This window comes from Photobacterium alginatilyticum, assembly GCF_009910675.1.
In the GTDB taxonomy this organism is placed as follows: Bacteria; Pseudomonadota; Gammaproteobacteria; order Enterobacterales; family Vibrionaceae; genus Photobacterium; species Photobacterium alginatilyticum.
This window is the reverse complement of the sequence record NZ_RSEJ01000048.1, coordinates 1-23,305: the sequence shown is the minus strand read 5'-3', so window position 1 is coordinate 23,305 and position 23,305 is coordinate 1. Positions and strand designations below refer to the sequence as shown.

General features: G+C 46.1%; 16 protein-coding genes, 1 rRNA gene and 2 pseudogenes. 11 read left to right on the top strand and 8 right to left on the bottom strand.

Annotation, left to right across the window (positions count from 1 at the left end; genetic code table 11):
* From EIZ48_RS27000 to EIZ48_RS26990, 3 genes are all read right to left on the bottom strand, one after another.
* A 16S ribosomal RNA gene (locus tag EIZ48_RS27000) occupies positions 1 to 118 on the bottom strand; the annotation flags it as partial.
* Between the two features lie 421 nt (positions 119 to 539).
* A complete protein-coding gene (locus EIZ48_RS26995; protein WP_075767031.1) occupies positions 540 to 749 on the bottom strand; it encodes a hypothetical protein in 210 nt (69 codons plus the stop codon).
* Positions 750 to 849: 100 nt separating this feature from the next.
* Positions 850 to 2,289, bottom strand: coding sequence for an aminotransferase-like domain-containing protein (locus EIZ48_RS26990; RefSeq protein WP_338046950.1), 1,440 nt, complete (start codon positions 2,287 to 2,289; stop codon positions 850 to 852).
* Positions 2,290 to 2,809: 520 nt separating this feature from the next.
* On the opposite strand from EIZ48_RS26990, the gene EIZ48_RS26985 reads away from it, so the two are divergent.
* The 7 genes from EIZ48_RS26985 (at position 2,810) to EIZ48_RS26955 (ending at position 13,628) form a co-directional block, all read left to right on the top strand.
* The gene (locus tag EIZ48_RS26985; protein WP_160658338.1) at positions 2,810 to 3,631 is read left to right on the top strand and encodes a hypothetical protein; all 822 of its coding nucleotides are present in this window, start codon (positions 2,810 to 2,812) and stop codon (positions 3,629 to 3,631) included.
* Positions 3,632 to 3,655: 24 nt separating this feature from the next.
* On the top strand, positions 3,656 to 7,534 hold the full coding sequence (locus EIZ48_RS26980; protein WP_240153112.1) for a zinc-dependent metalloprotease: 3,879 nt from the start codon (positions 3,656 to 3,658) through the stop codon (positions 7,532 to 7,534).
* A 144-nt stretch (positions 7,535 to 7,678) separates the two neighbouring features.
* Positions 7,679 to 8,698 (top strand): ABC transporter permease subunit, encoded by a 1,020-nt coding sequence (locus tag EIZ48_RS26975; protein WP_160658336.1) that lies wholly within the window; start codon positions 7,679 to 7,681, stop codon positions 8,696 to 8,698.
* A gap of 3 nt (positions 8,699 to 8,701) precedes the next feature.
* Positions 8,702 to 9,745, top strand: coding sequence for an ABC transporter permease (locus EIZ48_RS26970; RefSeq protein ID WP_160658335.1), 1,044 nt, complete (start codon positions 8,702 to 8,704; stop codon positions 9,743 to 9,745).
* A gap of 98 nt (positions 9,746 to 9,843) precedes the next feature.
* Positions 9,844 to 11,652, top strand: a complete 1,809-nt coding sequence (locus EIZ48_RS26965; RefSeq protein WP_160658333.1) for an extracellular solute-binding protein — start codon at positions 9,844 to 9,846, stop codon at positions 11,650 to 11,652.
* Positions 11,653 to 11,665: 13 nt separating this feature from the next.
* Positions 11,666 to 12,664 (top strand): ABC transporter ATP-binding protein, encoded by a 999-nt coding sequence (locus EIZ48_RS26960; protein WP_205298620.1) that lies wholly within the window; start codon positions 11,666 to 11,668, stop codon positions 12,662 to 12,664.
* Entirely contained in the window at positions 12,657 to 13,628 is a 972-nt protein-coding gene (locus EIZ48_RS26955; RefSeq protein ID WP_160658330.1) for an ABC transporter ATP-binding protein, read from the top strand. The genes EIZ48_RS26960 and EIZ48_RS26955 overlap by 8 nt, the downstream gene beginning before the upstream one ends.
* A gap of 36 nt (positions 13,629 to 13,664) precedes the next feature.
* Here EIZ48_RS26955 and EIZ48_RS26950 read toward each other — a convergent pair whose 3' ends face one another.
* The 4 genes and pseudogenes from EIZ48_RS26950 to EIZ48_RS26935 all read right to left on the bottom strand — a co-directional run.
* Positions 13,665 to 14,465, bottom strand: coding sequence for a helix-turn-helix domain-containing protein (locus EIZ48_RS26950; RefSeq protein ID WP_160658329.1), 801 nt, complete (start codon positions 14,463 to 14,465; stop codon positions 13,665 to 13,667).
* 208 nt (positions 14,466 to 14,673) lie between these two features.
* On the bottom strand, positions 14,674 to 16,395 hold the full coding sequence (locus EIZ48_RS26945) for an AMP-binding protein (protein WP_160658327.1): 1,722 nt from the start codon (positions 16,393 to 16,395) through the stop codon (positions 14,674 to 14,676).
* A 26-nt stretch (positions 16,396 to 16,421) separates the two neighbouring features.
* Complete coding sequence (locus EIZ48_RS26940; protein ID WP_240153111.1) at positions 16,422 to 17,555, bottom strand: Glu/Leu/Phe/Val family dehydrogenase; 1,134 nt, start codon at positions 17,553 to 17,555, stop codon at positions 16,422 to 16,424.
* Between the two features lie 357 nt (positions 17,556 to 17,912).
* Positions 17,913 to 18,280, bottom strand: a pseudogene (locus EIZ48_RS26935) (MOSC domain-containing protein); the annotation flags it as partial.
* 832 nt (positions 18,281 to 19,112) lie between these two features.
* On the opposite strand from EIZ48_RS26935, the gene EIZ48_RS26930 reads away from it, so the two are divergent.
* From EIZ48_RS26930 to EIZ48_RS26915, 4 genes are all read left to right on the top strand, one after another.
* Positions 19,113 to 19,376 (top strand): hypothetical protein, encoded by a 264-nt coding sequence (locus tag EIZ48_RS26930; RefSeq protein ID WP_160658325.1) that lies wholly within the window; start codon positions 19,113 to 19,115, stop codon positions 19,374 to 19,376.
* A gap of 463 nt (positions 19,377 to 19,839) precedes the next feature.
* Entirely contained in the window at positions 19,840 to 20,589 is a 750-nt protein-coding gene (locus tag EIZ48_RS26925; protein WP_160658324.1) for a response regulator transcription factor, read from the top strand.
* 135 nt (positions 20,590 to 20,724) lie between these two features.
* A complete protein-coding gene (locus EIZ48_RS26920) occupies positions 20,725 to 22,206 on the top strand; it encodes a methyl-accepting chemotaxis protein (protein ID WP_160658323.1) in 1,482 nt (493 codons plus the stop codon).
* Between the two features lie 8 nt (positions 22,207 to 22,214).
* Positions 22,215 to 22,982, top strand: a complete 768-nt coding sequence (locus EIZ48_RS26915; protein ID WP_160658322.1) for a substrate-binding periplasmic protein — start codon at positions 22,215 to 22,217, stop codon at positions 22,980 to 22,982.
* A 183-nt stretch (positions 22,983 to 23,165) separates the two neighbouring features.
* Here the strand turns inward: EIZ48_RS26915 and EIZ48_RS26910 are convergent.
* A pseudogene (locus tag EIZ48_RS26910) lies at positions 23,166 to 23,305 on the bottom strand (IS3 family transposase); the annotation flags it as partial.

Below are 23,305 nucleotides of genomic sequence, written 5' to 3'. Positions count from 1 at the left end.
CCGCCGCTCGCCGCCCAACAAATCACCCGAAGGGTCAATGTTGTCGCTGCCGCTCGACTTGCATGTGTTAGGCCTGCCGCCAGCGTTCAATCTGAGCCATGATCAAACTCTTCAATTTAAAGTTTTTGATAGCTCAATGAATACTGTTCTTAGTTATTTCTAACTAAGAATTGACTGTGCTCTTATTGGTTTTCACTTTTGAAAAAGTAAAACAAAACAGCTCAAGGCTGTACCAACTTGAATTGGTCACTCAGTTTCATTGATATAATCTTTTCGACTATTCATTTCACGAGTGCCCACACAGATTGCATGGTCAAATTGTTAAAGAACAAACCCGATACGTTGCTGGCTTAAGTCGCCGTGCTCCGTGTCGGTGAGGCGGCATTATAGAGACTTCGACCCCATTGGCAAGGCTATTTTTGAAATAAATCACCAAAAACAGCCCAACCGAACAACAAATAAACAACAGCCCGCAATCTGCGCATTTTTAACTCAGGAAGCAGCTTGATTTATCTTTGAAATACTTTTCCTCGTAACGCCTAGTCTTGATTTTCTTTAGCAATCGCAAAGCGAATAGCCAACGCACCAATTCCAAACAACACAAAAGGAATCGCTGCTGCGGTATATTCTACCCAAACCTGCTCCGCCAAACTTTTAGCCAGTAACAAGTGCCCAAGCACTAACAACGCAGCGCATACAACAGATACAGCAAGTAATTTGATTTCAGGGTTAACAATTCGGTTTAGCATGATCCCCAGCTCCTTGTTCGGTAGAGCCGTAATAGGAACACAGTGACAATTAGGTGACGTAGAACAATTAAGGCTATAAACAGTTAGAACAGTGACTTTTTTAGTTTTGATCACACAGCTCAGTTAAGTACTGCGCCAATTGACACAAAGCGGCTCTATTTTGTTCATTCCACGGGTAGGCACAATTAATTCTCATGCAGTGCTTATATCGCTGATCCCCAGAAAATAATGTTCCCGGTGCAATACTGATTCGATAGTTATCCAGTAATTCAGTTAATATCGCGGAGGTATCAATGTTCTCCGGCAGCTCCACCCATAAAAAATACCCACCTTCAGGCCTTGTCACTTTTGTCCCTGCAGGAAAAAACTGTTCGATAGCCCCCAGCATTTGTTGCTGCCGTTGCTCAAGAGTACGCCGAAGCCGACGGAGATGATTATCGTACCCCCCATGTTGAATGTACTGAGTCAATGCAAACTGGTTAGGAGCCCCCACAGACAGAGTCGACATAAACTGGAGCTCTTCAACCTGTCTGGCATACCGTCCGGCAGCAACCCAACCGACTCGAAATCCGGGTGCCAGGCATTTAGAGAAAGAGGAGCTGTGCAATACCAACCCCTTTTCATCCAGTGCCTTAATTGGCAAAGGCTTCGTTTTACCGAAATACAGCTCAGCATAGACATCATCTTCGATAAGGGGGATATCATTTTTAGCCAGCAAGTCGTAAATCGCTTGTTTTTGCTCAGCAGCCATCGTAGCCCCAAGGGGGTTTTGAAACTTACTCATCAACCAACATGCTTTTACATCATTTGTGTCGATTGCAGCCTCCAAGGCTTCAACCGACATCCCTCTTCGAGGATGGGTAGGGATTTCAACGGCTTTCAGCCTTAACCTTTCAATTGCCTGAAGGGCGCCATAGAAAGCAGGAGATTCAACCGCTACCGTATCTCCCGGTTGAGTCACGGCAGCCAAGCTCAACCCCAAAGACTCCATCGCACCTGATGTAATGACGATATCATCGAGGGACACCTGTATCCCATCTCTCAAATAGCGCTGAGCAATAGCACGTCTTAGCTCCAGGCTTCCCGGAGGTAAATCTATGATGCCACTATTAGTCGGCATGGTTTTAATTGTCTGAGCCAACGTTCGCCCCAATTGCTGGAGCGGAAACAATTCAGGATCAGGAAAAGCCGATCCGAAAGGGATCACGTCAGGCCGCTTACAGGCCCGAAGCACTTCAAAAACATGTCGGTTAATGTGTATAGACCGATTCACGACCTGCGGTGTTGCCTGTTCAGGCTCAGACAATCGATTAAAGTGGGCTGCAACGTAATAACCCGCTTTTGCCTTAGCGTATATCCAGCCTTCGGCCTCCAAATGCTCATACGCTTTCAGTACGGTCATCACACTGACAGACTGGGCCTTGCTCATCACTCGGACAGACGGTATGCGCTCACCGGGCAACCAAATCTTTTGCCGGATCTGTTCTTTGACATTTTCAATTATGATGCCATATCGGCTATTGGCTGATCGCGATGACACAATCCCTATTCTCTCTTTAATTTCGTTAAGTGCTGCAACGCAAATACTAGCGGCTTACCGTGCGGCTGTCAGAACCTTACGGATAATTTATCTATTAACTGTGATGAACGATGAAAATCACCTGTAATTTCTTATAGAGGGCACTCTTAACATAAATATTAACACCCCTAAATACGTATATATTCCAATTCAGAGCAAAGATTATCAACCACCTCCGACCAGTGATATATAATGCTATAATTGAACTACTCAACAGCTATTACACCCACCCAGATCCAGCTCAGCAGATATAGATATCGACAAACATTAATTTCACGAAATTCATAGCTTTACACAAAACCCGTACCGGTTTCACCATTTAATACCGGACGAATAATTACATGATACTTTTGCAATAGCGTTTTATTGCTACCAGCGTGTGAATTAGTATTGATTCCCTCTAATCATAAGAAGACTACGTATATTTCATGTGGCAACTCGGAGCGCCACATCGAAATTCGCACAGGGAATGGGGCAAGTCATGAAGTTTAACTTGATGCTATTTAGTATGGTATCTGTATTGATATCCAATGGCATACATGCTGAAGAACAGGTTCAGGATGTTCCCGCACAACAAAAAAAATGGGGAGCGTCTATTGGTATTGATTACAGCAGAAATGGTTACGAGGACGACCACTATTTAGCCGACCGTAATCTGGCACTTACCGCTACGATTAAGTACTACCTAAATGCCAATACAAAATTCACAGCCATTGCCTCTGGCCGACACAGCTATGACGGTGAAAAAGGAGAGTTTTGGAGCGATATTTGGTTAACAGCGACAAGATATAATATTTGGAATCCGACTGACAATATTGCGATGTCAGCAGGTTCACGCATCCTTATTCCAGTATCTGATGAGTCAATGAAAAACGACCTTAATACTGCAATACGCGGCAATATTAAATTCTCTTATTCACTAAACCATATTATCGAAGGGCTTCTGGTTAGTGACTCTATTCGTTTACGTAAAAACTTCCACCAATACACAACAGCCGGCGGCCATCCACTTGAAGAGTATCGAATCAGTAATTTATTTTCTGTCGAATACACGCCGAACAAGTGGTTTTTCAGCACTAACTTTGTGAGCTCCAAATCGTGGAGCTATCGTGGAAAAAGTTATTCGCCAGAACTGACTTACTCAGCCGAACTCGGTTATCAGTTTAACGATAAATTTAGCCTGGCAGCAGGCATGACGAATAGTGCGTCATATTACGACCCAGACAGGGGTCCGAATCCAATCGAAAACCTATTCGATCTCGAAAAACCTACCTACTACATCACATTAAATTACGACCTTTAATCATAATAATTTGGTGAGCACAACATGTATAAGAAATTAGCCATTGCAGCTATGGTGAGCATTGCGCTCTACGGCTGCGGCGCTGAGGAAAGGAGCTATGACACTCTTCCTCGCGCACAAGAACAAATAGCCAAAAACACCTTGGATACTGAATCTCTCTGGCTATATATGCCCTCTACAGGTGCAGCCCCTCGTTATGCAGTCACCCAACGAGGTTTTTTCCAGGGCACACCAAAACTAGTCAAACTTCGATTTGATAAAACCAATGGTATTGTCGCAGAGGAAGTCGATCGCGATACCATCGAATCAGGTAAAGATAGTCGCTACGCTGACCTCATCAACCAGGCTCCGGTACTAAAAATTCCAGGAACGTTTCAGAAGTATCGTTGTGCAGAAGACAACTACGATGAATGTACCAACAAAGAAGAACTCAACGAAGATGCCGATCTGAAATGGGAAGAAACAACTCACTTCACTCCAGATTATGCCGGCATTAAACCCTTGGCTGTCGACAGAACTGACTTTGCTTATTCCGCGTACAATGTTGAAGAAACAGCAGAGCCACGCCTAGTTCATTGGGAATATGATGCGGAGCAAGGCACTATTAATGTTGAGGTTGAACGCAGCTTCACTGCAAACATTGAAGATTACAGTCAATTTGGCGATAGCTTGGAAGACCTGTCCTTTAAAACACGTTTTTTCTATTCTTTGGTGAAATTGGACAAACTTGCTAGCAGCGATTATCAGACAATTCATTACCCTGGTCGCGATGTTTCGAGATTTGGCTTTTTTAAAGACGAGAAGGAGCAACGCTCATTAACAGGTGAAGCTGGTTTACAGGGACAGAAGTTTAATTATCTCAATCGATTTAACCCGAATAAAAAATCGATCGACTACTACCTGAGTGACAGTTATTTTGAAAAAGAAGGTAAGTTCTATCTCGACATTACGCTCGAAACGATTGATCAAATGAATAAAACGTTGGCAGGTACTGGTGTTCCTCCAATCAAGATCGTAAACCCAACGAAAAAAGCGGGCGTTCATACTGGTGATTTACGCTACAACGTACTCAACCTAATCACCGACCCGGCAGACAATGGCCTTTTGGGTTATGGCCCTTCAGCTACCAACCCACTCACAGGCGAAATCGTTCACGCTCATGTCAACCAATACGCTGGCGTGATCCGCTCTACAGCTCGAAGAATGTGGGATGAACTGGTTATGCGTTATAACCGGGAGGAAATAGAACGTCCTAATGAATATAAACCAGAAGAGCCCGTTGATATTACCAGAGCATCTTCGGACTCTGATACTTCGGCAGTAACTTACCTGAACCTACCAAGCAGAGATGCTTCCGTATTTGAGTCAGGAGCACCTGCAACAACCCAATCACAGGTAAATTATGAGCCGCGGTTTATTAATGGCTCTCCCCGATGGCTATCACCTGACGAGCAAGAAGAAAAGAGCTTCAGTAAAGCTATAGCAAATTATAAAAATCAGCTAAATAAAATGGCTGAACAAAATATGTACGCCGAAGAGTTCATGTGGGTTAGTACAAAATCCAAGGGATTAATCAAAGGCATTGATTACCTTGCTGGCGGGTACTTTGATAATAGTGGCCTTGATCAAAGTGCACCGGACTACGTAGACAATGCCAATAAAAAACTGAAAAAGTGGGACCAGCTATCACAGACGCAACAGCAAAAAGCCAGTGATGCCATTAGCGCACACATGTTTAAGTCAACGCTGGTTCACGAATTCGGACACAACCTTGGCCTTCGACATAACTTTATGGGTTCAATGGATAAAGCAAATTTCTATCAACAAGATGAAATTGCCAAATTCGGCTATGACAAAGTACCTGCACATAGTTCCGTCATGGACTATAGCGCATCGATTTTTGATGAGCTACCAACCTATGGTAAATATGATATTGCGGCACTACGTTATGGTTATGGACGAAAAGTCGAAGTCACCCAATCAGGCAGCAATGTTGACACAACATCACAATATGTCAGCCTGGAAGAACTAGACAATACCTTGCGCGCCAATCATCAGGCACTTCCTCTTGGTACCCTTGACGCCCTGGAAAAGCGCCTTAAGGCTGAGTCTTCAGATGCAAAAATCAAACGCTTTGATTATTGCACCGATGACCACACTCTCAGTCAGACGACGTGCAACCGCTTCGACGAAGGTACCAATATCCTAGAACTTACCCAGTTCCGAATCCAGAAATACTGGGATAACTATGAATTACTCAACCGACGCAACGGTCGCAATAAATTCTACGATTACCAACAACATAATTACACATTATTCCTGATGGAGAAATTCTCTGAAATCCGTGATGTTGTTGAAGACCTAGGTGAAATAGATTACCAGTTAGCTCAGCTAAAAGGTGCCGAAGACAGCTACGGAAGCAACGTTGCAGACTTTTACACTGATTTCTGTTCACCTTCCTATAAGCGTAAATCGTTAAACGATGGTGCACTCAGAGTTTGTAATACCTATGATGCTGCACTTGCTGCTGCAGACTTCTTCATGGATATTCTAAACACACCAGATAAAGTCTGTGAAATTGAGATCGAAACAAGGACTGATGGAACAATAAACCGATTTATTGCACTATCTGATCTCTGGGGACGCTTCGGATCTCTAATACCACAAAAAACAAACCTTCCTGTTTCATGTTTCGATCAAGATCTTGTTGATGTAATGGCCGGAGATTATGAAAAAATCACGGTTCTTTCAGAAACTCGAGATGGTCGTTCATACGCAAATATGCGAGCTAATAATCCATATCAAAGCGCAGCTAATGCCGTTGACCTACTTGGGGTATGGCCCGACAAACTGCTTGCTGCACAAATGCTGGTTAAACGCAATGGCTACTATTACAGCAGCAGAGATAAGTCCAATATTGCCCTCATCGATGTGTCCAGCACACTGAGTGGTACTCAAGGAACACCAAAGAAGCTAAAAACATACCTAGGCCATTTAGGGTTTGGAATGGACTCTTATCGGGAGCCAATCTTTGTCGATAAAGAAGGTAACCGTAAAGCAACCGTCAAACCATATGCTCCAGATATCAAACGCGCTGTTGATATACCGCCGTACTTAACCGGACTAAAGTACTATTTCCAAATGTCCCAGACCACAGTAACACCGTATTTCTCGGCGTTACTCCATAACCTTGTTGCCTTTGGCTATGCCGATGAATATGGACTTTCCGATAGCTCGAAGGATCTGCTCGATGACATCACATTAACCGAACCCGGACCAGGAGTAGACACCGTAAATGGCTATGAATTTAAGCTGAAGGCAAGAAATTATGTTGTCACTCGCAGAAACGGCCTAGGCAAACACATGGCAGAAAAAGCCCTGTTAATCAATGGCAAACAAGATGAACTCACTAAGCTTGAGAGCGCTAACCCTCGGACAAAACAAAACTTAGGTACAGATAATGTAAAAAACTTGAATGACTTCAAACTTATCATGTTGCGTGATACCGCAGCAGTGAAAGAGCTAAAAGACGCACCGCATTTTGAAGCAATGTTCAGACCTAAGTTTTTCCCGGTCAGAGAACCAGCCAAGTTCACCTATAATGAAGCTGACAAATGTTACACACCGGCATCAGGCTCAAGCCGATGTCACTCAAAAGATAATTTGCACGCTGCATGGAATGCAATCCGTAATTATAAGGATAACAATCCAGAGTATTTGGAAACACTCTTAACCGATGCTGATAAGTACTCAAGATATATAGCAGATGAAATTGCCAGCATACCGGAAGATGCCGCTATTTATGACATCGACCCGGAAATCATCTGGCTATGGGATCGACGCGAATACATCCAGTATCGCTACGCCCTAGAACAACTTCCGGTTCTTCCAACCTACTACTAAGCAATCCTCGACACTCCCCGGGTATCAGTGATACCCGGGGATTTCGACTCACCGCGACTGAACAAATACAGGCCATATCACGGATGCATGACCGACCATGAATAACTCCAAACAACTTACGTTAAAGATGCAAAGGAGCTTCCCTTGCTAGCCTACTTTAGCCGACGACTGCTACTGATAATCCCTACCTTTATTGGCGTCACCCTGCTTGTTTTTGCCCTGACCCGCTTTGTTCCCGGCGGCCCGGTTGAGCAGATGATTGCTCAGATGCAATCCCAGTCAATGGAAAGCGGGGGCGGAAACCAACAAGGTTCACAAACCCTGTCAGATGAACAAATTGCCGAACTTAATGCCTTCTACGGTTTGGACAAGCCGATATTCGAGGCCTATACCGAGTGGCTGGGTAAACTGGTGCAACTTGATTTAGGCGAATCTACCCGCTATTACGAGCCAGTATGGGGAATGATAAAAGAGCGGCTGCCCGTCTCCTTGTTCTACGGCCTGATGACCTTTCTGATCAGCTACCTGATATCAATCCCGCTCGGGATCCTCAAGGCGATGAAACACGGATCCCGGTTCGATAATGTCAGCTCTGTGATGGTGTTTATCGGTTATGCCCTACCAAACTACGTCGTCGGGGTATTTCTAATTTCATTCTTTGCATTCCATCTAGACTGGTTCCCAATGGGCGACTTCGTTAGTGATGATTTCGACGATTTACTGTGGCCGGACAAAATTGCCGATCTGTTCTCTCATGCCGTCCTTCCCCTGTTTTGCTACATCATCGGAGACTTTGCCATCCTCACCATGACGATGAAAAACAACCTGTTGGAAAACCTGGCAGCAGATTACGTCAAAACGGCCATTGCCAAAGGGCTACCATTCCAACAAGCCGTACGTAAACACGCCCTGCGAAACAGCCTGATCCCGATAGCCAGCCATCTGGGGAATGTTGTCTCGGTATTTGTTGCCGGTTCATTCCTTATCGAGGTGGTCTTTAATATCGACGGTATCGGCCTGCTGGGATACGAATCGATCATCGAGCGCGATTACCCGGTTGTTATGGGGATCCTGGCGATGTCTTCCCTGCTGTTGATGTTCGGTAACATCCTCTCGGATATGTGCGTTGCCATTGTCGACCCTCGGGTTAAATTCGGGAGCTAAACCATGCCGTTAAATCCACTGACCAAAAAGAAACTTAACCGCTTCCGCTCCATCAAGCGAAGCTACTATTCCTTCGTGCTCCTGACGACCCTCGTGCTGCTCTCCTGTGTTGCCGAGCTTCTGGTTAACAGCCGTGCTCTGGTTGTCTCCTACCAAGGCGAGCTGCACTTTCCGACCTACTCTGAGGTAAAAACCGGTGAGATGTTCGGCCTTGATTACGGCTACGAAGTGAATTACCGCCAGCTGAAAAAATCCTTTGCCGAAGAGGGGAAAGGGAACTGGGTACTAATGCCTGTTATCCCCTGGAACCCGTACGAGCAGGACTTCGACGGCATGCACTACCCGCCCAATCCACCTTCGCTGGAGAGCCAGCATTACCTGGGCACCGATGAGTCAGGGCGTGATGTGCTTGCCCGCCTGATTTACGGTTTCCGGATCGCTATCTGGTTCGCCATGCTGACCCTGACACTCTGCTATACCATTGGCGTGCTGGTTGGCTCACTGATGGGCTACCTCGGCGGCAAATTCGACCTGGTGATGCAACGGGTCATTGAGGTATGGTCGATGGTGCCCTTCCTCTACGTCATCATGATCATGGTCTCGATTATCCAGCCAAGCTTTTTCCTGTTCGTTCTGATTAACGTTATGTTCGGCTGGATCAGCATTACCTGGTACATGAGAACCATGACCTATAAAGAAAAAGCCCGGGAATACGTTATGGCTGCCCGGGCTCAGGGAGCGGGCCTGTGGCGGGTGATCGTCAAACACATCCTGCCTAATACCATGGTCATGGTGATCACCCTGGCACCGTTCGGCATTGTTGCCAATATCACCACGCTAACCGCGCTGGACTACCTCGGGCTAGGACTAATGCCGCCAACCCCGAGCTGGGGTGACTTGCTGCAACAGGGTAAATCAAACCTGGATGCCTACTGGATCATTGGCTCGGTTGTGATGGCTATTGTGTCGGTTCTGACCATGGTGACCTTCATTGGCGAAGGCGTCAGAGAAGCCTTTGACCCGAAAAAATACACCCGCTACATCTGATCTCTGAGCACACAATGCTCGTGACAGATAACGGCTCATACAAACAACATTAAACGGTAGCAAGGCAGCTACCGAGATCATAAATGTATGGAGAAACAATGAGACAATTTTGGATGGCCTCTCTGCTCGCAGTCATTACGGTACTGTGCCAGAGCAAGGGGCTGACAACAGAGCTCCCGTCGGGCCTGAACTGGATTTCCAATCCGGAACAGCCGCTGTTTGCCGACAGCCGGGCCAAAGCAGGCGGCACTTACCGGTTACATATTTCAAGCTTTCCGCTGACGTTGCGCACTATCGGCCCCGATTCTAACGGAAGCTTTCGGGCCTTTTTGCTCGATGGCAACCCGGCTCTGCTCCAGCAGCAGCCGAACACCCGACAGTTTCTGCCGGCTATTGCAAAGGAGTGGGCCTTTGGTGACGACCACAAAACCCTCTACTTTCGGATCGATGAAAAGGCCCGCTGGACCGACGGCGAGCCAATCACCAGCCGGGATTTTGCCTTTGTGTTCGATTACATGAGAAGCGAGCACGCCAAGGCACCATGGTACAAGGACTACTTCACCAACAAAGTGGCAGGGATCACTGTCTATGACAACTACACCTTTGCCCTCCACTCCGCCGATCAACTGGCTGACGATGAGCTGATCATGCGGCTAAACATCATGCCTAAACCGGCGCACTTCTATCCGGGCGGTCAGCTTCCGAAAGATTTCATACGTCGCTATAACTGGAAAGCCGAACCCACTACCGGCCCGTATAAAGTAGGCAAAATTCGCAAAGGCCGAGCTGTTCACCTCGTGAAGGTTGATAACTGGTGGGGATACACCAACCGCTACTACCAGCATCGCTACAACGTCGACAAGATCATCATCAAGGTGATCCGGGATACCGATATCGCCCTTAAGTATTTCGAGCGAGGCAAGCTGGATGCGTATTACATGGTCTTCCCGTCCCTGTGGCACAACAAAGCCAAGGGGCCGCTCTATGATAAGGGCTACATTCAGAAGTCATGGTTTTACAACCAGTACCCTCAAGGTGCGGCCGGGGTATGGCTGAACCTTCAGGCGCCTTTGATGGATAATGCTGATATCCGTCAGGGTATTGCCCATTCTCTGAATATCGGAAAAATGATTGATGTCGCCCTGCGCGGAGATTATGCCCACCAGCAAAGCTTCGGCTCTGGCTATGGCGACTACGATAACCCGGACATCAAAGCCAAGGAGTTTGATCCGGCACTGGCCGCCGAATATTTCGAAAAGGCCGGGTTCGACCACCTGGACAGCGACGGTACCCGCATCAATACGAAGGGCGAACGCCTTGCCATCACTCTGACCTATCTGAGCAAGATGCACACTGCCCGTGTAGTGGTACTGAAGGAAGAAGCCAAAAAAGCCGGTCTGGATCTTGAGCTCAAATTGGTTGACGGTGCTACCGGCTTCAAGTCACTTCTTGAGAAAAAACACCAGGCTGCCTTCCTGGGTATGGGCACGAGCGCACTGCCTGTTTACTGGCAGTACTTCCACTCATCAAATGCACATCCGCAAACCAATAACTTCACCAACTATGCCAACCCGGAGATGGACAAGTTAATTGAAGCGTTTGACACCGAATTTGATGTCAGCAAAAAGGCGGAGATATCACGACAAATCCAGCAAAAAATCGCTGACTGTAACTGCGTGATACCAACCTATTCGGTGCCGTTCTCCCGCGGCTCACACTGGCGTTATGTCAAGCTGCCGCAAGGCCTGGGCACTGCATTGTCCCGCGATATTCTCGATGCCAGTAAAATGGAATTCGGCCTGTTCTGGATTGACCTTGACGAGAAAAGAGCGACCAAGGAAGCCCTGGATGACGACAAGTCCTTTGAGCCTGTCACTCTCATCGACAAACGTTTCGTTCAGGGATAAGGAATGCCACACAATGAGTAGTAACAATAACGATATCCTGACTATCAAGGATCTGGAAACCACCTTCTCAACCGATGAAGGGGAAATTAAAGTACTGGACGGCGTCTCATTCAGTGTCGCCAAAGGCAAAACCATCGGGGTTGTCGGAGAGTCTGGTTGTGGTAAAAGCGTCACCGCTGCTTCCATTATGGGGCTGCTACCCCGACCTTATGGAAAAGTGACTGCGGGCTCCATTACCTATGATGGCACCGATCTTGTCAGCATGGCCCCGGAAGATCTCTACCGCACTCGCGGAGCGCGGATCTCAATGATTTTCCAGGATCCGATGACCGCCCTGAACCCTGTGCATTCAGTCGGCCGCCAACTGTGTGAAGTCTATGAGCTGCACCGGCCGGAGTTTTCCAAAACAGAACGTAAACAAGCGGCGATTGATATGCTGCAGCGGGTCGGCATTCCGGCAGCCGAGCAACGCTTCCATGTCTATCCTCATGAACTTTCCGGCGGAATGCGCCAACGAGTGATGATTGCCATGGCTCTGGCCTGTAAACCGGACGTCCTGATAGCTGATGAACCGACTACGGCTCTGGATGTCACCGTTCAGGCCCAGATCCTAGAGCTGATGCGCTCCATCCAGGAAGAAAACAACATGGCCATTATCTTCATTACCCACGATTTGGGCGTTGTTGCCGAAATGTGTGATGAGGTAGTGGTGATGTATGCCGGCCGGGTTGTGGAACGGGCGGATGTGTTCACCCTGTTTGAATCTCCCAAGCACCCTTATACCCAGGGACTGCTGCGTTCGATTCCGCGTATTGAGGATAAACCGAAAACCAAACTGAATACCATCCCGGGCTCAGTCCCCCACCTTAAAGAGATGCCATCTGGCTGCCGCTTCCGTAACCGCTGTTACTACCAGAACGAACATTGTGGCGAAACCGTACCGCAGCCACAAACAGTGTCACAAAAGCACTTCGTCAGTTGCCTGAAGATAAACGAGGTCAACAATGCCTGAAACGATTCTTAAACTCGTCGATTTGAAACAGCACTACGCACTGCGAGGCTCACTGTTTCGCAAACCCAAATACGTTTATGCTGTCGACGGTGTGTCATTCGACGTCAAGGCAGGCGAAACCCTTGGTCTGGTCGGTGAATCAGGCTGCGGAAAAAGCTCTGTCGGGCGAACCCTGCTCAAACTTCATGAGCCAACAGCCGGGCAGATCATCTACAACGGACAAGACATCACTCATCTGAGCCCGTCAGAAATGGTATCCCTGCGCAAAGAGATGCAGATTATTTTTCAGGATCCAATGGAGAGTCTTAACAGCCGTCATACCATAGGCACCATCATCGCTGAGCCGTTTGAAATCCACAACATCGGCCTGCCGGAAGAACGAGAAGCCTGGGTCAAAGAACTGTTGCAGAAAGTCGGGCTGCCGGTATCTGCGGCCAACCGATATCCGCACGAATTTTCCGGCGGGCAACGCCAGCGGATCGGCATCGCACGGGCAATCGCACTCAACCCGAAACTAATTGTCTGCGACGAAGCGGTATCCGCACTGGATGTTTCGGTACAATCGCAGATCATCAACCTGCTGCTTGATCTTCAAAAACAGATGAATCTGGCTTTAGTTTTCATCGCCCACGACCTATCGGTCGTCCGCCACATCTCAGACAAAATCGCCGTGATGTACCTGGGGCGCATTGTCGAACTCAGCGATACGGAAGCACTGTTTAACAACCCGCAACACCCTTACACCAAGGCGCTGATCTCTGCGATCCCCATTCCGGACCCGCGTCAGCGCGGCAAACGTGTCATGCTGGAAGGCGATGTTCCATCACCGATGGTCCCTCCGCCAGGGTGTCACTTTGCATCACGATGCCCACAAGCTGAAAGTATGTGCCTAAACGCTTACCCTGTATTGACTCAAAGCAGCGAGCAACATCTCGTCGCCTGTCATCAGGCCTCACCAACCTAAGGTGACTTGGCGGTACTCACTTAAACAGGGGGAGACCTACGCCCCCTGTTCTTCAAAGTCTGCAATAGCATTTTTGACATCCTGGAGGAAAGAGTTTGGCAGTGACACTATCCCATCAGAAAAAGCAAGCGGCTGATGCTGGGTGACGAACAACAACACATTACGGAGCAAATCCTGACTAGTCGCATTATTTTGCATATTCTCGCTGTGATACTTCAGGACTTCTTTCGCCAAGAGTTTGTTCAAGGCTTCCAGCTGTTCCTCCTTTAGATACATACGAGAAAAACCAACCCTAACGCAGTTCGGATTATCCAGCGCCTGCTCTTTAAGGATTTCCTTGTATTTCTGACTTAACTTGGAGTCATCGGAAAAACGGTAATAATAGGGGCCGATGAGCTGAATCTTGTTGTCATCAGCAAGCTTAACCAGCCCCAACATTTCCAGAGCCCGCAGATAGGCGTACGTTGACGTATTGTCCAGACCATATTTTTGCTGCATATGCTCGTAACTGTCATGATGGCGCAAATGGCGAAGCTCGCGGTAGAAGTCATACAGTTGAGGAAACTGATAAAAAACCTCATCCTGGGTATGGCTAAAGAAGTTGTCGTTGTCATGCTGCAGCTTAATCGCCAGTTTCTGCAACTCATCCAGGGTTGTGTCCGCCTCCAGGCAATAATCAAGCAGCTTCTCAAGAGTAATACTCGGGCTGTATAAGTGGCGCTTGAACGTGGACAGAGGAACACCAAGTCGATCGGCCAACTCCTTATAAGTTAACCCCTTGGCTTTAATGACACCCCGCAATGCCGCCAGTAAATACTCAGGATTTGCTGCTCGCATACTACTACTCTCCTGTATTGTTATTTTGCATATCCTGTTATTAGTAAAGGATGTTTCAGGTTTGGCAAGCGGATTCTGTGAATTTTTCTCTTCCGGGCACGATTTTTCACCCTCAAAAGCGTGTTCAAGGCCACAAAAATAAGAAGAAACATGATGGTTACGGCATCAAAGATGCGAGGAAAGTGATGAGTCATTGGGCAAGTTACTCTTACTCTCGCTCGCCTTTCTGCTGATTGAACTTTTCCACTTCCTGCTCACGCATCCGGAATTTCTGCAGCTTTCCGGTCACAGTCATCGGAAAACGGTCCACAAAGCGAATGTAAGCCGGAATTTTGAAATGAGCTAACTGCCCTTCGCAATAAGCACGAAGTTCCCTGTCTGTCAGCACTTCTCCGGAGTGAAGCTGGATCCATGCTACAACCTGTTCGCCGTAATACTCATCGGGAACCCCGAACACTGCCACCTGCTGAATTTTCGGGTGAGCAAACAAAAATGATTCAATTTCAAGCGGGTAAATATTCTCTCCACCACGAATGATCATCTCCTTCATTCGCCCGGTGATCTTCACGTACCCCTCCGCATCCATCGAGCCCAGATCGCCCGAATGCAACCAGCCATGTTCATCAATTGCTGCCCGGGTTCCTGGCTCATTGCCATAATACTCTTGCATCAGGTGGTAACCACGAAAGCAAATTTCACCGACGACGCCTAACGGCACCGTTGCCTCGCCGTTCAGCTCAACAACCTTAACCTCTTGGTGCGGAAGGTTTTTTCCGACCGTCTCGGTTCGCAATTCCAGACTGTCATCTCGCGAGGTGAGGTGCGTCAACGGTGAGGCTTCGGTCTCCCCGTAACCTATCAGAATTTCCCGGCAGTGCATCTCTTCCATCACCCGCCTCATGAGCGGCGGCGGGCAAGGTGCGCCCGCCATAATACCGGTACGCAGGGAGCTCATGTCGTAGTCGGCAAAATCCGGAGATTCCAGCTCAGCAATAAACATGGTCGGCACGCCGTGGATGGCGGTGCACTTTTCATTATCAATCGCTTTCAGTACCGCTTGCGGATCAAAGTGCTCTGCCGGGATCACAATACAGGCACCAACTGAAAGACACAGCAAATTTGCCAGCACCATCCCGAAGCAGTGATAAAACGGCACAGGCACACACAACCTATCTTGCTCGGTAAAATGCATCGCCTTCGCAGAAAAGTAGGCATTATTGAGGATGTTGTGATGGGTCAGCACGACCGCTTTAGGAAACCCGGTCGTACCGGATGTATATTGAATATTGATCGGCTCATCGCAATCCAGACTACTCGTCACTGCCTCAAGTACCTGCTCAGAGATCGCCTCACCTGCCTTGATGATCTCTGACCAGAGTGTAAAGCCGGGCGCTGGTCGGGGTGTTGCTTCCGGTGCGGCCGGATCATAAACCACCACAGTTCGTAAAAACGGCAGCGCCTGATTATTGAGTGCAGAAAGCGGTTTGCCGGTTAGCAACTCTGGCACCAGTGAGGTCAGCATCGAAAGGTAATCACTGTCACGAAAAGAGGGGATCACAAACAGCCCCTGTACCTCAGAGCATTGCAGCGCATATGCCAGTTCCCGCTGACGATAGGCCGGATTAATGTTGACCAATACGACACCAATGCGGGCTGTCGCTATCTGCAACAACAGCCATTCCAGGTTATCCGTCGCCCAGACTCCGACCCGCTCCCCTTTCTTAAACCCAGCCCCCAGCAAGCCTTTTGCCAGTTTTTTTATTTCTTTGTCTAATTCTCCGTAGCTCAACCTCCGATTTTGAGCAACAGCAACCACCGCTTCCCGTTCAGGGTAACCGCTGACGATATCGGAAAAATGCTCAGGAATCGTTTTCCCAAGCAAAGGTTCCATGCCGCCGCGGTGAAAATAGCTTTTTACTGCCCGAGTCATAAGAGTTCCCCGCTTTAACGATGAGATCAAAGGAAGTGTGGCGCAGTCGAAAACAACGAGTAGCGCCGGTAAGCCATCGCCTTTCTCAGACGCTCTTTGGCCAGCGCTGTCGCTGCTTCACGGGGTGAAACAGATTGTGTTGTTATCCGGCAGAGTACCTCTTCGGTGTTGCGTCGCACCTTCTCTTGAATCGCATCAAAAGCGGCTGCTTGTGTCGCGCCGTGATATTCCATTGAGGCGCAGATAACCCCGCCGGCATTGGCGATAAAATCAGGCAAGCACAATATGCCCTGCTGATGAAGATAAGCCTCGGCTTCTTTGCTACAGGGGATATTTGCCCCCTGGATCACCGCTCTGGTATTGAGGCGCTGAACATTCCCTTCATGAATAACATCCGGACGGGCGGCCGGAATCCAGAGGTCACATTCCTGCTCAATCAGATCATCCGCCGACACCATTGTCGCATCAGGGTATTCAGTCACAGACTTCCCCTGTTCCTTCAGCTCGATCAGAGTATCGATATCAAAGCCTTTTTCATCGCAAATAGCTCCCCGGGAATCTGCCACACCGACTAATCGGGCTCCCTTTTCAATCAGAAATCGGCTGACATGCTTACCGACAGCCCCGAAGCCTTGCACCACAAACCGGGCACCTTGAATCGAGATCCCATAGTGCTCAGCAACCACATCAACAGCATGGCTCAGTCCCCAGCCTGTAGCCCCCAACGCATCAAGCGGAATGCCCCCTAACTCACGAGGCAGGCCGACAACTCGCCCAACTTCGTCCCGGATCCAGGCCATACACTCTTCGTCCATGCCCATATCCGGCGCAAAAATATAACTCTCCTCATTACGCAGCCCCTGGCAAAATGCCCGGACAACCGCCTGTTTTTCCGCTTTTGGCATTTTGGGATCAGCACAAATGACCGCCTTGCCACCACCGTGAGGCAGCCCGGCCGCCGCATTTTTGAAAGTCATCGCCCGTGCCAACCGGAAACACTCATCAATCGTGACATCCGGCGCCATTCGAATGCCGCCGATTGAAGGTCCCATCGCCACATTATCAACCACCAAAGCAGCCTTCAGAGACAGAGAAGGCTCATGCAGCTGAATCACCTTAAATGGGCCAAACTCATCTGCATATTTGAAACTTACATCCATATCCACCTCCGCCAGTGACATTTACTGTACTTATAAGGTAGCTACAAAAACACAACGCGAAAGAGCAATATTAGGAATAACTTGAGCAATTAGGAGGGCCGTGAAACCAAGGAGAAGCAGATACAACAAAGCCCCGACCGAAGTCGAGGCTTTGTCATGTAACATATGGTGCCCGAGGACGGACTTGAACCGTCACTCCCGATGGAAACGGATTTTGAATTCTCAACTAACTCTTTGAAATTGCCATTGATAATTGTATCTTGTTGGATCTTCTTTACATTCTTATGGGATTGCTTTGGATCTAGTTCACAGGCGTTGTACACAGAATCAAAGAGACTGTCACAGTATGCCTAGATCGCCCATACTGCGGGATAGTGGCCAGTCAGGAAAAGACCTTTCACACAAGATGACTTCATCTCCTGCACCTATCTCCCCCTCTTCTAACACTCCAAAATACCAACCAGTTCTCAGAGTTTCTTGCAGTTTTTTGGCCATATCATGTTGTTCAAGGCGGACATTAAGCTTCCAGTACGGCATGTCCCCTGAGAAACCTCTAGCAGAGTTGTACCGATGCGTATTTTATCTTTTAAGCAGATGTTATTCTCGTTTATGCCTATTGAACTTAGATTCTCACCAAATGCTCCCACTGACTTCAGGATAGCTTTATCACCAAGATCTTTCAGCCACTCTGAGTAGTGCTCAGATGGATAAATATGAATTGATCTGATCCAGTCATACTGGACACCAAGTTAAGCCTCCTCTTTTAACTATAATTGCTCTGGGCTCAAAGCGATCTAATTTCAGTGAAAATCGGTATTTCTCCATACAAAACTATACAATTAAACTATTGATGACTTAATGATAGAACGGTAATTTAATTATGACTGATTTAAGCTCAAATCGACTTTGGGCTTGTCGACAGGTACGTGAATTCCTGTGTTTTCAACGAGATATTCACATGAAATCTCGGACATTAACTATAGTGTTTTCTCCCAGCGCATGCTAGGAGTTTTTTTAATAATCTTCACCTATTTAGACCGATTGCCTGTTTTTTGAGTTTGAATAAATGTGACTAGAAAAGTGAAAGTGGTAGTGATTTTTGAAAACTGACTATCAAGTTTGTAAGCTATGTTTTCAGTACCAAAATAAAAGTCAATTCATACATATTGGAAATCACATAACATGTATCGACTGCGCCTCCGATTATATAGAATATGCATTATCAGATTCATCTTACAGTTACCACAAATTGAAACTGATACTGACGATTAGAAAAGTACGAGTGATTTCTTCGGAGAGGATTTTGCCGGCAGAGCATATAGATAAAGTATTTCTGAAATACATGCAGAGCTTGAAAAATTGAAATCAATCATAGAAGAAGGCACTAACGAATCAAATAGTAATGACGTGCATGATATCGACGATTTAATATCTGAATTTAAGGTTCTAATGAGTTGATACGACTAGACAATAATACCATTCGTTCTAAAAATATAATGTGAAAAATATAATCTCATCAAGACCTAACATTTAACATCACTTGATTAAAGGACTAATATGATTGAAATTAATTATATTTACAAAGGCCATGAAGGCTTCATCTCTTTCACCTCCCTCGAGCTGCATGACACTCTATCTTATTACCTAGAAACTGGTGACACTCACGCCATTATTGATATTCTTACCAAGAGCATTGAGCCAATGGAGAATTTTTTGCCATCTGAAGATACTGACACGTCTGCACGGAACCTTGCCTTTATAAATGGTTTCTCCAGCATCAAAATTTTAAATAATGATGGCTCATTTACTGCCCTAATCTAACGCCACATATAACTAGATATTTCTGGTTCAGCCAGCCTCTTATAGTACTTCATTTAGTGACCTAAAAAACATAACTAGGTTTGCGCATCTTAAATCAGCCTTCTTCGCCTTTTTTTTCCTTAAAAGATCAAACATAATCCGCTGTTTTTTTTTGGGGGGGAGTGGTCAGGAGAGGTCAGGGCATTTATTGAAAACAGATTAAGATATAGCCAACTCTTTTAAAGATTTGACTTGTCTATGGTTTTATCGACCTTCAACAAGCGAAATGTCACAAATTCGTAAACATTAAAACCTAGATGACTCAGGACGTAACAATGAAACCGCAGGACGTAACAATGAAACCGCAGGACGTAACAATTGATTTAACTATCATTTACGATACCAAAAAAGAGAACTAGAAAACGGTGCAGCCTAATTTACAGGCAGTTATAGGCCCTGACTCACAAAAAGGATGGTATCTGGATTGTACTCGAGAATACTCATAGTTGATGAAGACGAAGTAAACGCAGAACTGATTAGCTTAGCTCTAAATCCATCTCAATTTGGAACGTCTATTGTTCCTAATGTAGATAAAATACAGTTAAACCTTGATAGTTTTAACCCGGACGTTATCGTTTTAAACACATATTGGAGTGTTGATGAAGGAATTTCTGTGTGTCAACAACTCCGGCATAGTTTTGATGGAGATATAGTCATCACCTCATTAGTTCCTGACGATGATACTCAGGTTAGAGCATTCGAATCCGGTGTAGATGAGTACATAGTTCAACCATACAAGACCAGCTATCTAGCCGCTAGGTTGAGAGTACTGACAGTAAGAAAGCAGCGAACACTCAATAAAGCACATTCCATGTCTACTCACCCCAAATCAGACTCCTATCTGGAGTTTTCTAAGGGAAAATTCTTCCTAAATCGTCAATCATTAGCTATGACAGGAGCAGAACACCGACTGCTTACTTATCTTATCAAAAATGAAGGTTGTGTGTTGTCAAGAGACGACATGATGACCTATGTAAAAGGGCGAACTTACGATGGAGCTAGCCGCTGCATAGATTTGCTTATTTGCCAACTGCGGAGAAAATTTGATTCACTTGGCGCTGATGAACTGCAGATAGTAACGATTCGCTCTAAGGGCTATATGCTCCTTACTAGTAATCCATTCTCTATCAACCCACACAACATTGAAGATGCAACCTCTTCAATTTATGCCTAGCTTTTCATTTTTATTATCTACTTTATTTGTTAACTGGCATTTATCTATGGAGAGCCAGTGCTTAGTCATTGGCATTGGCATTGGCATTGGCATTGGCATTGGCATTGGCATTGAACAAGTTTGTAAGGAGTAACGATGAAAAATTCAGTATCAATAAAAATTGGGATATCAATATTGGTGTCAGTGTCGGTTTTGGTCTCTATTCTGGGTGCATATGAGTATTTAATAAAGTCCCGTCAGCTGTTCAGTGAGCAGGTCAATGAGCTGGAACTGGTATCGAGCAGGTTAAAAGTAAGCTTACCAACTGCAGTGTGGGATTTTGATGAAGAGCTAATTCAGTCTCTTATTGCTGCTGAAACCAGGTCAAAATCTATCAGACAGATTGAACTTCATGATGCAGATAAAAACGAAGAGAAAAGTACTGCCGATAAGGACTTCAGTAAGTATACACTTGAATACAAAAACGGTGAAAGCGCCACGGTTGTTGGAACGCTAGTCATCTATAAAGATGACTCTTATATCAACAGTGAGCTGCAGAGCCTCTTGGTTTCAATAATTGTAGAAGAGTTGGTACTAATACTGGTTCTTGTCGTTGTTGTTTACTTCACGCTATCTGTTGTAGTGGTAAAACCAATCAGCGCTATTACAGAAAGAATGGAACAAATAGCTTCAGGTGACGCTGACCTGACCCAGCGAATTCCATCGACCAGCAATGATGAAATTGGAAAGCTGTCTAATTTCTTTAATCAATTTGTAGGACAAGTAGAGAGTCTGGTTTCCGAAATAAAATCCTCTGTAGAGCAATCGGTGAATCTATCCGAACAACTTATACTTTCATCTTCTAAAGGTCATCAACTACTCACAGTTCAACTTGAAGAAACAGAACTGGTCAATGCGGCAACAACACAGTTCTCTGAGGCAGTGAACGAAATTGCTCAAAACGTAAAAGAAACGGCTGATTCGGCGAATCTAGCAACTGAAGATGCAGCAGCAATTTCGACGACGACTCAGTCTATGGTTGAATCAAACACTACTTTATCAGAGCAACTCGACAGCGCCTCTAAAGCGGTGCATATACTCGAATCGGACGTCCAGTCAATAAACTCTTTGCTAACAATAATTGGAGACATAGCCGACCAGACAAATTTGCTTGCGTTGAATGCAGCGATAGAAGCAGCGAGAGCGGGTGAACAAGGGCGCGGATTCGCGGTCGTTGCTGACGAAGTCAGAGCCTTGGCAAACAGAACACAGGAGAGTACAACAAAAATCCATGACTCACTGGTTAATCTAAGAAATGGAACAGATGATGTTACCACCTTAATCACTGACTCCTATACAGCGAGTCAAGCCTGTGTCAGTTATGCCCACAATTCAGAGCAGTTACTTTCCAACATGCAATCAGGTATCGCCAATATTGGTTTCATGACAGAAAGTATCTCATCGGCAACAGAGGAGCAAAACGCCATCTCAACAGAGCTAAGCAAGAACTCGTCAGTGATAGTGAACTCTGGATTGGATAGTAAAAAGCAGTTAGATGAAATCAAGTCCATCGCCAGTCAAATACGCGAATCGGCCGATGATCTTGTAAACAATGTGTCGAGATTTAGAGTCAAATAAGGATATATATGAAAAAGCAATTAATGATAACAGCTTCAATTTTAGCTTCGTTCCCTAGTCATAGTTCGGAGACTTTGAAAATAAGTTCTATCGACTGGTGTCCTCAACTTTGTACAAATGGAAGCAAAGACGGATACGTTATGGATACCGTACGAGAAATCTTCAAAAACAGCCCGTATTCGTTGGATGTCGAGGTCTTCCCCTGGACCAGAGCAATAAAGAATGTGGAAGCTGGGAAATCACATGCTTTGCTTTCGCCAGCAAAAGAAGAGGCACCTGGTCTTAAGTTCCCAGCGCAGGAAGTGGGCCTTCAGAGAATGTGTTTCATTACGCGAATGGACTCAAAATGGGAGTACAATAGTCCTGAGTCCCTAAGCGGTATGACTGTTGGAATGGCCTCGGATACTTCCATAGAAGAGCTGAACAGTTATATGGTGCAGAATCCCAATCAGTTCGATTTTCTCCCGTATGGTGAAAACTATATTGAAAAGAATATTAAAAAGTTAGGTAAGAATCGAATCGACGCATTTATCTTCACCCATAACTCTACGATGTATAAGCTTAACGAACTTGGGCTATCAAGTGATTATAAAGTATCCGGATGTGTTGACAGCGCCAAGATTTACATGGCATTCACTCCTAACAGTGCTGATGAATCCAAAGTAAATAAAATGATGGCGTACTTTGATCATCGCATGCAAGAACTAAAGGCCTCAGGGAAAATTGGCGAAATCATGGCGTCTTATGGTTTGGAAGATTGGCAGGAATTTCTATAATCAGGTTCTTCAATAGCTATCTCGAAATTTAAGAAGTACTTATCAGACTCTTAAAAATTTGTGAGTCAAAGAGGCGACCTTTTTCATATAATACGTAAAGTAGTCCCAAGCTTGTGGGCAGATGTTAGAGCAAGTTAAAAATGTCGCATCACATGACGGAAGGTCTGCTAATAACTGAAGTGGTCAAGTAAAATTGGCCACGGTTTTAGAGTCATTCCAGAATAAGCGTTCTGACTCATTTGGCGTCAGACCACCGTTATATTGATGTGGCCTGATCTCGCTGTAATATCCTGTGATGTACTGAGTGATTGAACGCTGTGCCT